This is a genomic window from Microbacterium sp. Leaf288, assembly GCF_001422925.1.
Taxonomy (GTDB): Bacteria; Actinomycetota; Actinomycetes; order Actinomycetales; family Microbacteriaceae; genus Microbacterium.
On the sequence record NZ_LMNI01000011.1, the window covers coordinates 394,457 to 408,365 of the forward strand.

Consider the following 13,909-nt stretch of genomic DNA (forward strand, 5'->3'; position numbering starts at 1 on the left):
TGCTGCGCCTATGAGCTGGCGCGCGTGCCGCCGCGTCGCGCGGCCAGGTACTCCGCGGGCATGCCGGGCCCGATGCGGATCGCGACCTCTTCCGCCGGCACGGAGCCGCACGCGTCGCACGTCGTCGTGGCGTGGATCTCGCTGTCGCACACCGAGTGGCGGTAGAGGATCGGCGGGTCGATCGGCGACGCCCACTCGTCGCCCCACTCCGTGAGGGCGATGAGGGAGACGGCCAGCGCCCGGCCCTTCGGCGTGAGCACGTAGTCGGCGGCGCCGTCCCGCTGCATGATGCCGGCGGCTACGAACGACTCCAGTCGCGAGGTGAGGACGTTCGTCGCGATGCCCAGATTGTGCTGGAAGTCGCCGAATCGCGTCACGCGTGCGAACAGGGCGTCGCGGATGATGAGCAGGCTCCAGCGTTCCCCCACCATCTCGAGGGAGCGTGCGATCGAGCACACCTGTGTGTCGTACGTCTTGCCGAGCATGCGTCGAATCTATCACTTGCATGATGCAAGCAGCAGCGCTAGGGTCGCTTGCATCACGCAAGTCATCGATCCGATCCGATCGGATCGCGAGCAAAGGAGCAGGAAGCATGACCGCGAGCTTCACCACGACGATCACCGTGAACGCCTCGGCGCAGGACGCGTTCGACGCGATCAACGACGTCTCGGGCTGGTGGGGCCGGACCACCGGTTCGACCACGGAGGTGGGCGGCGAGTTCGTCTACGTGGTCCCGGGCCTGCACTACAGCGGATTCCGGGTCACCGAGCTGGAGCCCGGCCGGCGCGTGGCGTGGCTGGTCACCGGCAGCCACCTCGACTTCGTGGCCGACAAGCAGGAGTGGAACGGCACGACCGTCCGCTTCGACATCCTCGAGGGCGAGGGTGCCACCCGCGTCGTCTTCACCCACGACGGCCTCACGGCCGACGACGACTGCTACGACATCTGCACCAACGCGTGGGGGATGTTCGTGAACGGCAGCCTCAAGGCGCGCATCGAGACGGGCGAAGGCGCGCCGTACGTCTTCGGCGGCGACGAGGAGCTGACCACTGAAGACCACGATGAACTGCACAGGCAGGTCGCGGCCGCCAGCGAGCGTGTCGGGGGTGCCGCTTAGAGTGCGCCCATGCCGGAGCGGGTGGAACTGTGGTGGGCGAGACGCCAGTTCTCGAAGGGCGTCGACGTGCCGTACCCGGTGGGCACCTACCGGACGCAGTGGGCGGCGTATCCCGCGCTCATCCGGCAGTACCATCCCGATCTGAACGCGGGCATCACCCTCACCCAGGTGCCGCCTGCCGCTGATGTGCTGCTGCTGTGGCAGTGCGAGGCAGGGCACACGTTCGCCGCGACTCCGTCGGAGCAGCGCGACCGGCCCGGCCGCGAGAGGCGCCGGTCGGCCTGGTGTCCGGATTGCTCCGTGCTGGCCAGCCCGCCGCGCGTCGTCGCCCGGGCGCCCGGCGCGGAACGTGCACCGCGTCGCAAGTCCTCGCGCACGCTGTGCGCCAAGACACCGGAGCTTCCGGTGGGGGAGCCGTTCGTGAGCGTGTGCGCGCCGAGGCCGGCCTCGGCGGTCGAGGCGCGGATGCGTGCGGATGTCTTCGCGATGCTGGACGTCACGCCGGGCTTCACCGCGATCCGGACGCCGCGGCCCTTCTTCGATCACCTCGAGGTGTGGCCCGACATCCTCCTGCCGGAGCTCCGGATCGCGCTCGAGTACGACACCGTCGGCAAGCACGGCCTGGAGCACGTCGGCAAGCGTGAGGAGGCCGACCGGCGCAAGGACCGGGCCGTGCGGGCCGCGGGGTGGGAGATGGTCCGCGTGCGCACCGGCAAGCTGGAGCCGCTCGGTCCGCACGACATCGTGATGTCGGCGTGGACCACGCGCAGCCGAGAGACCCTCCTCGACGCGCTGCGCGGCATCCGCGGTGCGCTCTTCGTCGATGCCTACCTGAAGTGAGTCCGCGCGTGCGTCGCGCGCGTGTCGGAGGTCGTCGTTACGGTGGTGGGCGGAGGGGACATGAAGACGAAGAGACTCGCCCGCACCGCATCGCGTCTGCCGCGCCGGGGCCACGTTCTGGTGACCGTGTCGGTGGTCGACGAGAACGGGTTCACGTCCCAGTACGAGACCGTCGAGGTGCCCGTCGGTGCGCTGCGCGACGGCGTCGCCGCGATCCATCTCGCCGCGGTGGAGGCTGGGGCTGAGGCCGATAGCCGCAGCGCGTAGCCCGAACGCATCCACTGTTGCGCCGGAGCTTCTCGCGTCCTAGGATCGAACATAGATTCGATGAAGGAGGAGCATCATGCGGATGGTGGCACGTGAGGATGTTCAGGTCTGGTGCGAGCATGAGCGGCCGGTGCGACTCGTCGTCGACCATGAGCGGTGGCGGATCATCGACACCCCGACCCGCAGCGACGGCGGCCGGCTCTTCCAGAGCTGGCGGTTCACCGCGCGCAGCGACGTCGACCACCGCACGCGCGTGATGGACGTCGAAGAGGTCGACGGTCACTGGATGCTCGTCGCCGCGTGGGAGTGAGCAAAGACATCCCGCAACGCGTCAGGCTGCCGAAAGCGAGAAGATCCGCCGAACTTCACTCCTCGGCCTGAGTCAACCCCCTTGAAACCTGAATCGTGCGTCAGGTAACGTCCCGCAGGGCGGTTCCCCCCGAGCCGCTACCGCGCTCTACAAGGAGGTACCAGCGCATGGCATCACCCCAGACACCCCCGGCCTCGATGAAGCAGTCGAGCCTGCGGCGGGTCGTCACGGCCTCGATGGCGGGCACCGTCGTCGAGTGGTACGAGTTCTTCCTCTACGCCACGGCCGCGACGCTCGTCTTCAACAAGATCATGTTCCCGCCGTCGGACGACCCGTACGCCCCCATCATCGCGGCGTTCGTCACCTACGCGGTCGGCTTCATCGCCCGGCCGCTCGGCGGCATCGTGTTCGGGCATTTCGGCGACAAGTACGGGCGCAAGAAGCTGCTGCAGTTCGCGATCATCCTCGTCGGCGTGGCGACCTTCCTGATGGGATGCCTCCCCACGTTCGACATGATCGGCTACTGGGCGCCCGCGCTCCTGGTGGCGCTGCGCTTCGCGCAGGGCTTCGCCGTCGGCGGCGAGTGGGGTGGAGCGGTGCTGCTGGTCGCCGAGCACTCGCCGAACAAGACGCGCGGTTTCTGGGCATCGTGGCCGCAGGCCGCCGTGCCGATCGGAAACCTGGTCGCGACCGTCGTCCTGCTCGTGCTCAGCCGCACGCTGACCGAGGAGCAGTTCCTCGCGTGGGGCTGGCGCATCGGCTTCTGGCTGTCGGTCGTGATCGTGGCGATCGGCTACTACGTCCGCACGCGGGTCACCGACGCTCCGATCTTCCTCGAGGTCCAGAAGGAGGTCGAGCAGTCCAAGGCGCTGCGCTTCGGTGTGCTCGAGGTGGTCAAGCGCTACCCGCGCGGTGTGCTCACGGCGATGGGCCTCCGCTTCGCGGAGAACATCATGTACTACCTCGTCGTGACCTTCTCGATCACCTACCTGGCGGTGGCGCTCAAGGTCGACACGGCCGAGATCCTCGGTCTCCTGGTCATCGCGCACATCGTGCACATGATCGTCATCCCGCTCATCGGCGGGCTGACCGACAGGATCGGCCGCAAGCCCGTGTACCTCATCGGCACGCTCGGCGCGGCGGCCTGGGGCTTCGTCGCCTTCCCGATGTTCGACACGCGCAACCCGGTGATCATCGTCGCCGCGATCTGCCTCGGCCTGTTCATCCACGCCTTCATGTACGCGCCGCAGCCCGCGATCATGTCGGAGATGTTCCCGACGCGCATGCGGTACTCCGGCGTCTCGCTGGGCTACCAGGTGACGTCGATCGTCGCCGGCTCGCTGGCGCCGATCATCGCGACCGCACTCCTGGCCAGCACCGGCTCGTACATCCCGGTCGCCGTCTATCTCGCGATCGCCGCCGCGATCACGCTCATCGCGGTCATCTCGATGCGCGAGACGAAAGGATCGTCGCTGCACGAGATCGACCGTCTCGACGAGGAGAAGCTCGCCGCCGAGAAGGAGTCGGTCGGCGCGTGACTCCCACCCGGACCGCCTCGCCACGCTGTGGCGGGGCGGTCCGCCGTTTCCGCCGACAGTGTGGCGAGGCGTGGGTCCCTACGCGCCCTGCGGGCTGCGGCGCATGCCCGGCACGGTCTGCGGGCGCAGCACCATCGCGGTCGTGATCCCGAGCACCACGATGCCGATCGACTCGATGATCACGGTCTGGGGCACGAGCGTGAAGTCCCAGGTCTGGTGGATGCCGAACAGGCCCACGGTGAGGGCGAGGATGAGCGCCCCGAGCGTGGCGATGAGGAACAGCAGGCTCAGCACGGTCACGAGCTGCAGGAGCCGACCGCGCAGGAGCAGCATCCCCGCCGCCAGGACGAGCCCGGCCACGGCATTCAGGACGAACATCACCCCCAGCACGCCTCCGACGCCGTTCAGAGCGAGATAGAGATGGATGCCGCCCGTAGCGAGAAGGGCGATCGCGCTGAGGATGCGCATGGTCCAGAGCGCCCGCCCGCTGGATTCGGTCATGGTCCTACCTGCTCTCTTCCGGAGGCGAGGTCGACGCCTTCTCAAGGGAAACGAGCGGGGCGCCGGCGAGGTTCACACGCACGAGCCAGATCACATCGCGTCCGAAGGACTCGACGATCAGCAGCAGCGCCGCGACCGCGACGAGGACGTTCAGCGCCGGCGGCAGCAGCTGTGACGCGACGAGGGTGAGAGCGACGCCGCAGGCGGCCGTGACGACCTTTCGCCAGTATCGCGGCGGCAGCGTGTGGTTCATCCACGGCAGCACGAACCCCGCCACCACGAACGCGTACCTGAGCAGGCCGATCGTGAGCACCCACCAGCCGACGTATCGCACGTCGTACACGCACAGCACCAGCAGCAGGAACGCGTCGACCTCCATGTCGAAGCGCGCACCCAGTTCGCTCTCGCTGCGGGTGCGGCGCGCCACGTAGCCGTCGACGCCGTCGAGGGCGAGCGCCACGGCGACGAGCGCGACGAGCAGAGCCGTCGGCACCGCGCTCGCGAAGGAGGCCGCCACCAGGGCGGTCACGAGTCCCACGAGCATGGACCGCGTCGCGGTGACCGCGTTGGCCGGGCCGAAGTGCTCGACCCCACCCCGGCGGATGCCCCTCATCAGGAGCGCCGTCGACACGATGAGGTATCCGACGCCTGCGGACCACGCCGCCGCGGGCAGCCGCACCGTCGTCCCGATCGCAGCCAGGCCGGCGATTCCGGCCGCGACCCACCACCAGGGCACCCACTGAACTTTTCCCATGCGCGCTCCGTGTACTCCTCATGGCGGTCACGGGGAACACGACACAGGGACCCGCTGAGGTTCACCGCGAGATTCCGGATGCCGCGACCGCCTGGTGGACGGTCGGCGCCGGGCAGGGCGAGTTCCGCCGCGAACCGCTGCCCGGCGTCTCCGACGGCGAGGCTTCGGTGCGCACTCTCTTCACCGGCGTCAGTCGCGGCACGGAAGCCCTCGTCGCCCGGGGCGAGGTGCCCGCGTCGGAGCGCGAGCGCATGCGTGCCCCCTTCCAGGAGGGGGACTTCCCCTTCCCGGTGAAGTACGGGTACCTCAACGTGGGAACGGTCGAGCACGGGCCCGCCGCACTTCGAGGCCGCACCGTGTTCTCGCTGTTCCCGCACCAGTCGCACTTCGTCGTTCCCGCGGAGGCGCTCCATCCGGTGCCGGACGCCGTCCCGCCGCGCCGGGCGGTGCTCGCCGGCGCGGTCGAGACCGCGGTCAATGTGCTGTGGGATGCCGCCCCCCTCGTCGGCGACCGGGTGATCGTCGTCGGCGCGGGCATGATCGGGTGCGCGATCGCGCGCGTGGCGCGCGGCATCCCGGGTTCCGAGGTCACCCTCGTCGATGTCGACCCGGCGCGTGCGGCGACCGCCGAGGCGCTCGGCGTCGGCTTCGCGCTCGCGACGGAGGAGATCGCACCCGCCGACGTCGTGATCGAGGCCAGCGGCGCCGGCGCCGGGCTGCAGCTGGCGCTCGGCCTCGCGCCCACCGACGGCGAGGTGATCGTCGCCAGCTGGTACGGCAGCCGCCCGGTCTCGCTGGAGCTCGGTGCGGACTTCCATTCCCGCCGCATCGCCCTCCGACCGAGTCAGGTCGGTGAGGTCGCCGCGCGCCGGAGAGGTTCCCGCACGACGCGCAACCGTCTTGCGCTGGCGCTGCGACTCCTGGAGGATCCTGCGTTCGACGAGCTTCTGGCGGGCGCCTCGACGTGGCGGCAGCTGCCCGAGGTCACCGCCGCGCTCGCCGACGGCACCGCCGGCGAACTGTGCCACACGATCGATTGGACTGCCGAATGAGCTTCAGCGTCACCGTCCGCGACCACATCATGATCGCGCACAGCCTGCGCGGCGACGTCTTCGGCCCCGCGCAGCAGCTGCACGGCGCGACGTTCCTCGTCGACGCGACGTTCCGTGCCGACGAGCTCGACGCGCACGGCGTCGTCGTCGACATCGGCCGCGCGAGCGAGGTGCTCCGCGACATCGTCGGCGCGCTGACCTACCGCAACCTCGACGACGAGCCCGACCTGCAGGGGATGAACACCACGACCGAGCGGCTGTGCCAGATCATCGGCGATCGGCTGGCCGCACGAGTGAAGGACGGTGACGTCGGCGAGGCGAAGCTGAGCGGGATCGCCGTGACGCTGCACGAATCGCACGTCGCGTGGGCCTCCTACGAGGTGGCGCTGTGACGGATGCTCCGTCCCTCCGCTTCGTCGTGCCCGCCGGGGTCGACGACCCCCGGCGCGTGAGCGGCGGCAACGTGTACGACCGGCACATCCGAGACGGTCTCCGCCACCGCGGCTGGGACGTGGACGTGTGCGAAGCGGCGGACGCGGGGGGCGCAGCATCCGTCCTCCGTGACGCGCCCGACGGGTCGCGGGTGCTGGTCGACGGACTCGTGGCGGGTTGGGCGCCGGCAGCCGTGGAGGAGGCGGCGGGGCGGCTGCGACTGACGGTGCTCGCCCACATGGTGACGGCGGCCTTCGCGGACGCCACGGATGCCGCGATCGACGCCGAACGGCGGGCCTTCGCGTCTGCGCACGACGTGATCGTCACGAGCGACTGGACGGCGGACGAACTCGCCCGACGTGGGCTGGCGAACCCGGATCGCACGGTGGTCGCCGTCCCGGGAGCCCGCCCGGCAGAGCCGTCGCCGCCGGCCGCCGAGGGCGAGCTGCTGTGCATCGGCGTGATCGCCCCGCACAAGGGGCAGGACACCTTGCTGGCCGCGCTCGCGCGGGTGGCCGCCGACGACTGGACCTGCACGATCGTCGGCTCGACCGAGGTCTTCCCGGAGTTCGCGGCGAGGATCGCGCGACAGGCAGCCGCCCTCGCCGGCAGAGTGCGGCTCGCCGGCGTGCTCGACGGCCCTGCCCTCGCCGACGAGTACCGGCACTGCGCACTGCTGATCGCCCCGTCCCGCGTCGAAAGCTCCGGGATGGCGATCGCCGACGCGCGGGCACGGGGGATCCCCGTGCTCGCCGCCGAAACCGGTGGCATCCCCGATGCGCTCGCCGGCGGGGGAGGACTGCTCGTCCGAGCCGGCGACCCGGCCGCCCTCGCCGAGGCGCTGGACGCGTGGCTCTCGGACGCCTCCTTGCGGGCACGCCTGCGCCGCGAGGCGCTCGCCGCGCGCGCGACCCTGCCGACATGGCGCGACACCGTGAGCCGCGTGGCCGCGGCATTGGAGGCGGCATGACCACGATCTCGACGGCGACGGCCGGGTGGCTCGCACTGCGCGCGCCCGCCGACGACGACGCGCGCTCGGTCGACCTCGCCCGCGATCTCGCGCGGCTGATCGTGCCCGGCTCCCCGTCGGCGCCGGTCGTGCTGCACGACCTCGGCGCGGGGACCGGCTCGATGACGCGGTGGCTCGCTCCGCGACTGCCGGGGCCTCAGCGGTGGGTGCTCCGCGACGGCGACGCCGACATCGTCGAGCATCTCGACCTGAGCACCGTCGTCGACGAGGCGGGCCGCCCCATCGCCGCGGACGTGGTCGTCGAGCATCTGGCCTCGCTGCCGATCGACGCCTTTCACGGTGCGGCGGCGGTGACGGCATCCGCTCTCCTCGATGTGCTCACCGAGGCCGAGGCCGCCCACGTCGTCTCCGCCTGCGTCGCCGCGGGTACTCCGGCGCTGTTCAGTCTCTCCGTGACAGGCTCGGCCAGGCTTCGTCCCGCCGAGCGGCCCGACGAGGTCGAGCGCGCCTGCGAGTCCGCCTTCAACGACCACCAGCGTCGGGATGTGTCGGGGCGACGGATGCTGGGACCCGACGCGGTGGCCGCGGTCGCCGCCCTCTTCGCCGACGCCGGCTGGAACGTGCGCACGGCGGTGACCCCGTGGCGCCTCGCGCATCGCGACACGGCGCTCATCGGCGAGTGGCTGGACGGCTGGATCGGCGCCGCGGTCGAGCAGCGTCCCGAGCTCGCGTCCGACGCCGGCGCGTATCGCGAGCGCCGGCTTGCGCTGGCCGCGGACGGGCGGCTGCGCGTGACGGTCTTCCACGAGGATCTGCTGGCATGGCCGCGCTGAGCAGGATCCCCCCGCGCGTGCGGTCGTTGCTCCGGATCGCGGCGGCGCTGGCCGTCGTCGCCGGCACGATCGCCGTCGTCGGCGTCGGACCGTTCCTGCACGGGCTGGCGTCGATCTCGCCGCCCACGATCCTCGTCGCGGTGGCGCTCGCCGCCGTCGCCACGGCGGCCGCCGCCTGGCGCTGGCGGATCGTCTCGGCGGGCTTCGGGCTGCCGCTCCCGTGGAGCGAGGCCTTCGCGTCGTACTACCGGTCCCAGTTCCTGAACACCGTCCTGCCCGGGGGAGTCGTGGGTGACGTCCACCGCGCCTACGTCCACGGACGGCACCACGAGCGCGTCGACCTCGCCGCCCGGGCCGTCGCGGCCGAGCGGGTCGCGGGACAGCTCGTCCAGGTGGTGCTCACGCTCGCGATCCTCGTGTCGCTGGGACTGGCGTCGCCGCTGGCACCGCTCGCGTGGATCAGCGGTGCGATCGTCGTGCTCGCGATCGTCTTCGTGGGAGTGGTCGCCGCGACCCGGCGCGGTCGCGCCGCTCTGCGGAGGGAGTGCCGGATGCTGCGCCCCGTGCTGACACGGCCGGCCGCGCTGTTCGCGATCGCGGCCGCATCGGTCGTCGTCGTCGCGGCGCACGCGACCACCTTCGTGGTCGCGGGGATCGCGGCAGGGGTGCACGCCGGTGCGGACGAGCTCGCCGTCGTGGCCCTGATCGTGCTCGGCGCGGCCGCGATCCCCGTCAACGTCGGCGGCTGGGGGCCGCGCGAGGCGGTCGCCGCCTCGGCGTTCGCGCTCGCAGGACTCGGCGCCGGCGCCGGCGTCGCCGTCTCGACCGCGTTCGGCGTGCTCACCGTGGTCGCCGTCCTGCCGGGCGCGCTCGCGCTGGTCGCCGACCGCTTCCGATCGGTGCCCGCGAGGAGCATCATCGGGAAGAGGAGATCCGCATGAGCGAGCGCCCGTACGTCACCCTCAGCTGCGCGATGTCGATCGACGGATATCTCGACAGTGCCGAGCCGCACCGGCTCGCGATGTCGAACGCCGCCGATCTCGACCGCGTCGACGACGTGCGCGCTCTTCACGACGCGATCATGGTCGGCGCATCGACCGTGCGACGTGACAACCCCCGCCTGCTGGTGCGGGATGCCGCGCGCCGCGCGCGGCGGCGGGCTGCGGGGCGTCAGGAGTCCCCGGCGAAGGTGACGGTCACCGCGAGCGGCGATCTGTCGGCCGACGCCGCGTTCTTCACGACGGGCGAGGGGCCCCGGATCGTCTACTGCCCGCGCGAGCGCGCGGCGGAGCTCTCCGCCCGGCTCGGCCATCGTGCGGTCGTGGTGGGGATCGGCGACGAGTGCGTCACGATGGACGCTCTGCTCGACGACCTCGCCGCCCACCACGGCGTGCGCAGCCTCATGGTCGAGGGCGGCGGCACGGTGCTGACCCAGTTCCTCGGTGCGGACCTCGTCGATGAGCTGCACCTGGTGGTCGCACCGTTCTTCGTCGGCGAGACCGGAGCCCCGCGGGTGGTCGGACCCGCCGCCTATCCCTGGACGGCCTCGCGTCGGGCGCACCTGGCCGACACGCGCCAGATCGGCGACGTCGTCCTGCTGCGCTACGCGCTGTCCGACCGCTTCGGCATGCTCGACCCTCATCCGCAGCCGACGGGAGCCGGACGCATCGCCGTCGAAAGCCCGTGAGCACGATGCCCGGCCCGCAGGTCGCCCCGGTCTGGCGCAGACGGCTCGCGCTCGTCGGCGCGATCGTCGTCCTGGTCGTGCTTCCCCTCATCCCGGGTGCCCTCGCGACGGGGTCGGTCGTCGACCTCGTCCGCATCCCGGTCGAATCGATCGTGGTGCTGCTCGCGCTGCCGCTGATTCCGTGGCGGATGCTGCGCCGCGCCGTTGCGACGGCCTTCGGGGTGTTCGTGGCCGTCGCCGTCCTCCTTGCGAGCATCGATCGGGGCTACGAGGCGGCCCTCGGCATCCATTTCGTTCCGCTCGACTGGCTGCAGCTGGGCGACGCCTACGGCGTCGTCGCCTCGGCGATCGGGCCGGGGCCGGCGAGCGCGGCGTTCACCGCGGCCGTGGCCCTGATCGTCGCCGTGGGGATCGCCGCGGGCTGGGCTGCCCTCCGCGTGGACGCCGCGCTGCGACGTCGAGGCGATCGCGGGCGCACCGTGCTCGCCACCGTCACCGTGGCCTGGATCGTGATGGCGGCCGCGGCGCCGCCCCTGCGGATCCAGGACCCGGTCGCGGCCGCGGCATCCGCCTCATCCGTCGGCTCTGCGGTGTCGCGCGCCGTGTCGGCGCTCGAGACCAGGGCGCAGGTCGCCCGCGACGTCGCCGACGATCCGTTCGCGGCAGTGCCGGCACCGGACCTGCTGACGGCACTGCAGGGCAAGGACGTGCTGTTCGTGTTCGTGGAGAGCTACGGGCGCGTCGCGCTCGAGGGCGACGGCATCGCGGACGGGGTGAACGACATCCTGCGCCGTGGCGAGGAGACGCTCCGGGCCGACGGGTACGCGACGCGGAGCGCCTGGCTGACCTCGCCCACGTACGGCGGCGTGAGCTGGCTGGCGCACTCGACGCTGCAGACGGGGGTGTGGGTCGACTCCCAGGCGGTGTACGACCTGGTGGTGCGGACCGATCGGCTCACGCTGAGCGCGGCGTTCGGCCGTGCGGGCTGGCGCACGGTGAGCGACGTCCCGTCGAACCGGCATCCGTGGGACGTCGGGACCTCGTTCTACCACTACGACACGCTGCTCGACGCGACGAACGTCGGCTACCGCGGCCCTTCGTTCGGTTACGCGCGCATTCCCGACCAGTACACGCTCAAGCACTTCGCCGACCAGGTGCTCGCGCCTTCGGACCTGCCCGTCATGGCGGAGCTCGATCTGGTGTCGTCCCATACGCCGTGGGCGCCGCTTCCCGAGCTCGTGCCGTGGGGCGAGGTGGGAGACGGATCGGTCTACGACGACCAGCCCGCGCGGAGTCAGCAGGCGAGCGAGGTCTGGAAGGACCCGAAGACGATCCAGCGCTACTACGGGAGATCGGTCGAGTACACGCTCGGGTCGATGCTGTCCTTCCTCGAGAACGTCGACGATCCGAACCTCGTCGTGGTCATGCTCGGCGACCACCAGCCGGCCACGGTCGTGAGCGGCGAGGGTGCCAGTCGCGACGTGCCGATCAGCATCGTCGCGAAGGACCCGGCGGTCTTCGACGCGATCACCGACTGGAACTGGACTGCCGGGCTGCGCCCGTCGGACGCGTCGCCGGTGTGGCGCATGGACGCCTTCCGCGACCGCTTCTTAGCGGCATACGGCGCAGCGGGGTGACGCCTCTGTCCGCGTGCCCCGCCCGCTGGCAGGATGACGGCATGACGTTCACCCTGCGCGTGCCCGAGCCGCGCGACGCAGCCGAGATCGCCGCGCTCCACGTGGCGACGTGGCGAGAGACGTACACCCACCTCCTGCCCGCCGGCTTCTTCGACGACGACTTCGTGCACGGGCGACAGAGCATGTGGGCCCGCATCCTCGGCAACCCTCGCGACGAATGGCGCGTCTGGGTCGCCGAGAGCGAGGGTCGCATCATCGGCTTCGCGACCTCGGGACCGGGCCTGGAGTTCGACGGGGCGCCGCCGCCCTGCGAGCGCCAGCTGTACATGCTCTACGTCGCGGCCGCGGATCACGGCGGAGGAGCCGGGCAGGCGCTGCTCGACGCGGTGCTCGACGAGGGTCCCGCGGTGCTGTGGGTGGCGAAGGAGAACCCCCGCGCCATCGCCTTCTACCGGCGCAACGGGTTCGACTTCGACGGCGCCGAGCAGACCGACCCGATGGTGCCGTCGATCATCGACGTGCGCATGCTGAGGTGACCTGCGGTCCGAGGAGTTCAGCCCGAGAAGTCCGAGTCGTCGGTCCAGGCGGCGATGTCGACGCCGTGGTTGTCGGGCGACGTGAGGGTCCACCACTCCGGCGCGTGGGAGTCGTCGGCCATCCGCCCGCCCGCGGCCAGCGCCGCCGCGACGCGCGCCTGGACCTGGTCGCGCGGCACGGAGATGTCGATGTGCGTGCGCCCGCGACCCGGCTTGGGCGGATCGAGCGGATGGAACCACACGTGCGGGTTCCGGCGCAGCGGGTCGATCGCGTCCTCGCCGCCGAGCGGGTCATAGCCGAGCGCGGCGCTCCAGAACGGCCGGACATGGCTATCGGGCCCCTGGGCCACGGCGATGCCGACGACGGTGAGCACCGACGGATCGGCCTCGAGGCCCAGCTCGCGGGCGGCGCGTGATACGGATGCCGCGAGGTCGGCATCCGTCCGGCTCAGCGCCCCGTCGCGGCGGCTGAAGGTCTTGACGAAGACACCCTCGGGCCGGAGATCGACGTCGGGATAGTGGTCGAGGCCCTCGGCGATGGCGGCGACCTCCGCCACGAGCCGTGCGCCGTGGGAGAGCGACTCGGCGCGGAAGAAGGCGTGCGCGCCCCAGTAGAGGACTCTCCAGTCCGCCACGCCTTCGGACGCGTGGAAGGCGACCGGGCTGATCGTCTCGACCTCCGGGGCGATGGTGCCGTCGCCGAGCGGCGGCTGCGCGAGGATGATGCGGGCCAGCTGGTGCGGACGCGTCAGCTGTGGCCAGTGCCCCGTCGGCAGGTCGACGTAGGTCACGTTGCGCAGGCGGGCGAACTCCTTCACCGGCGGTGCACCCGCGTCGATCCAGCTCTGCAGGTCGGCGACCGTGTACTCGGTCGCGATCGCCGTGACGGGGATGTCGAGGCGGCGGTCGTCGCCGAGGCGCTGGATGCCGGTGACGACGCCGGCGGGCGAGGGGATCGCGTACGTCCTGAACGCCGTCCTGCCGCCGTCGCCGAGATCGCGCAGATCGGCGTCGTCGAACTCGCTCCACGGCGGCAGCGGGAGCTCGCCGCCCTCCGTCGCGAACCCGTCGAGCAGCGGATCGCCGTCGGCCGTCGGGAAGCCTCCGATCAGGATGAGCCGCGCGACACGGTCGGGCCGTGCGTCGGCCGCGGCGTACACGATGCCCGCGCCCGCGGAGTGTCCGACCAGGACGACCCGCTCGCCGGGCGCCTCGTCGATGGCGGCCACGACCGCCGCGACGTGGTCGGCGAGGGTGATCGCCGAGCGGTCGGCGTCGACCGATCCCATGCCGGGGAGGGTGAGCGGCACGGGCCGGTGCCCTTCGCTCTCGAGGGCCGGCGCCACCTCGTACCACGCCCACCCGCCCATCCACAGGCCGGCGACCAGGATGATGTCCATTCGTGCTCCTCGCGACTCCAGGGTGATGTCAGTGT

The 13,909-nt window shown here is 71.5% G+C and carries 17 protein-coding genes; 13 read left to right on the top strand and 4 right to left on the bottom strand.

The genetic code is table 11. The features are described 5' to 3' along the window. Positions 1 to 8 precede the first annotated feature (8 nt). Complete coding sequence (locus ASF40_RS11075; RefSeq protein WP_056369009.1) at positions 9 to 485, bottom strand: winged helix-turn-helix transcriptional regulator; 477 nt, start codon at positions 483 to 485, stop codon at positions 9 to 11. Between the two features lie 107 nt (positions 486 to 592). Between ASF40_RS11075 and ASF40_RS11080 the strand changes: the two genes are divergently transcribed. The 5 genes from ASF40_RS11080 (at position 593) to ASF40_RS11100 (ending at position 4,072) form a co-directional block, all read left to right on the top strand. Further along, positions 593 to 1,117, top strand: a complete 525-nt coding sequence (locus ASF40_RS11080; RefSeq protein WP_162239859.1) for an SRPBCC family protein — start codon at positions 593 to 595, stop codon at positions 1,115 to 1,117. A 9-nt stretch (positions 1,118 to 1,126) separates the two neighbouring features. After that, positions 1,127 to 1,957 carry a zinc-ribbon domain-containing protein gene (locus tag ASF40_RS11085; RefSeq protein ID WP_056369011.1) on the top strand — a complete coding sequence of 277 codons (831 nt, stop codon included), beginning with the start codon at positions 1,127 to 1,129 and terminating at the stop codon, positions 1,955 to 1,957. Positions 1,958 to 2,017: 60 nt separating this feature from the next. Next, positions 2,018 to 2,224 (top strand): hypothetical protein, encoded by a 207-nt coding sequence (locus ASF40_RS11090; protein WP_056369013.1) that lies wholly within the window; start codon positions 2,018 to 2,020, stop codon positions 2,222 to 2,224. Between the two features lie 82 nt (positions 2,225 to 2,306). After that, positions 2,307 to 2,534 carry a hypothetical protein gene (locus tag ASF40_RS11095; protein WP_056369015.1) on the top strand — a complete coding sequence of 76 codons (228 nt, stop codon included), beginning with the start codon at positions 2,307 to 2,309 and terminating at the stop codon, positions 2,532 to 2,534. 167 nt (positions 2,535 to 2,701) lie between these two features. After that, on the top strand, positions 2,702 to 4,072 hold the full coding sequence (locus tag ASF40_RS11100) for an MFS transporter (RefSeq protein WP_056369018.1): 1,371 nt from the start codon (positions 2,702 to 2,704) through the stop codon (positions 4,070 to 4,072). 78 nt (positions 4,073 to 4,150) lie between these two features. On the opposite strand, the gene ASF40_RS11105 is transcribed toward ASF40_RS11100, so the two are convergent. Continuing rightward, positions 4,151 to 4,573 (bottom strand): hypothetical protein, encoded by a 423-nt coding sequence (locus ASF40_RS11105; RefSeq protein WP_056369020.1) that lies wholly within the window; start codon positions 4,571 to 4,573, stop codon positions 4,151 to 4,153. Between the two features lie 4 nt (positions 4,574 to 4,577). Continuing rightward, positions 4,578 to 5,327, bottom strand: coding sequence for a CDP-alcohol phosphatidyltransferase family protein (locus ASF40_RS11110; protein WP_157549629.1), 750 nt, complete (start codon positions 5,325 to 5,327; stop codon positions 4,578 to 4,580). A 20-nt stretch (positions 5,328 to 5,347) separates the two neighbouring features. Here ASF40_RS11110 and ASF40_RS11115 point away from each other — a divergent pair, with 20 nt between their 5' ends. From ASF40_RS11115 to ASF40_RS11150, 8 genes are read left to right on the top strand one after another with little or no spacing between them, the layout of a single operon-like run. Further along, entirely contained in the window at positions 5,348 to 6,379 is a 1,032-nt protein-coding gene (locus tag ASF40_RS11115) for a zinc-dependent alcohol dehydrogenase (protein ID WP_082497009.1), read from the top strand. Beyond that, positions 6,376 to 6,771, top strand: coding sequence for a 6-pyruvoyl trahydropterin synthase family protein (locus tag ASF40_RS11120; protein WP_056369021.1), 396 nt, complete (start codon positions 6,376 to 6,378; stop codon positions 6,769 to 6,771). Before ASF40_RS11115 ends, ASF40_RS11120 begins: the two co-directional genes overlap by 4 nt. Beyond that, entirely contained in the window at positions 6,768 to 7,781 is a 1,014-nt protein-coding gene (locus ASF40_RS11125; protein ID WP_056369023.1) for a glycosyltransferase family 4 protein, read from the top strand. Before ASF40_RS11120 ends, ASF40_RS11125 begins: the two co-directional genes overlap by 4 nt. Further along, positions 7,778 to 8,614: a hypothetical protein gene (locus ASF40_RS11130; protein ID WP_056369026.1), complete on the top strand. Its 837-nt coding sequence runs from the start codon at positions 7,778 to 7,780 to the stop codon at positions 8,612 to 8,614. Before ASF40_RS11125 ends, ASF40_RS11130 begins: the two co-directional genes overlap by 4 nt. Further along, on the top strand, positions 8,602 to 9,555 hold the full coding sequence (locus tag ASF40_RS11135) for a lysylphosphatidylglycerol synthase transmembrane domain-containing protein (protein WP_056369027.1): 954 nt from the start codon (positions 8,602 to 8,604) through the stop codon (positions 9,553 to 9,555). Before ASF40_RS11130 ends, ASF40_RS11135 begins: the two co-directional genes overlap by 13 nt. Then, positions 9,552 to 10,301 carry a RibD family protein gene (locus ASF40_RS11140; RefSeq protein ID WP_056369029.1) on the top strand — a complete coding sequence of 250 codons (750 nt, stop codon included), beginning with the start codon at positions 9,552 to 9,554 and terminating at the stop codon, positions 10,299 to 10,301. The genes ASF40_RS11135 and ASF40_RS11140 overlap by 4 nt, the downstream gene beginning before the upstream one ends. Next, entirely contained in the window at positions 10,298 to 11,938 is a 1,641-nt protein-coding gene (locus ASF40_RS11145) for a hypothetical protein (protein WP_056369032.1), read from the top strand. Before ASF40_RS11140 ends, ASF40_RS11145 begins: the two co-directional genes overlap by 4 nt. A gap of 41 nt (positions 11,939 to 11,979) precedes the next feature. Then, entirely contained in the window at positions 11,980 to 12,474 is a 495-nt protein-coding gene (locus ASF40_RS11150; RefSeq protein WP_056369034.1) for a GNAT family N-acetyltransferase, read from the top strand. Between the two features lie 17 nt (positions 12,475 to 12,491). Here ASF40_RS11150 and ASF40_RS21660 read toward each other — a convergent pair whose 3' ends face one another. Continuing rightward, a complete protein-coding gene (locus tag ASF40_RS21660) occupies positions 12,492 to 13,874 on the bottom strand; it encodes an alpha/beta fold hydrolase (protein ID WP_327037408.1) in 1,383 nt (460 codons plus the stop codon). Positions 13,875 to 13,909: the final 35 nt, after the last annotated feature.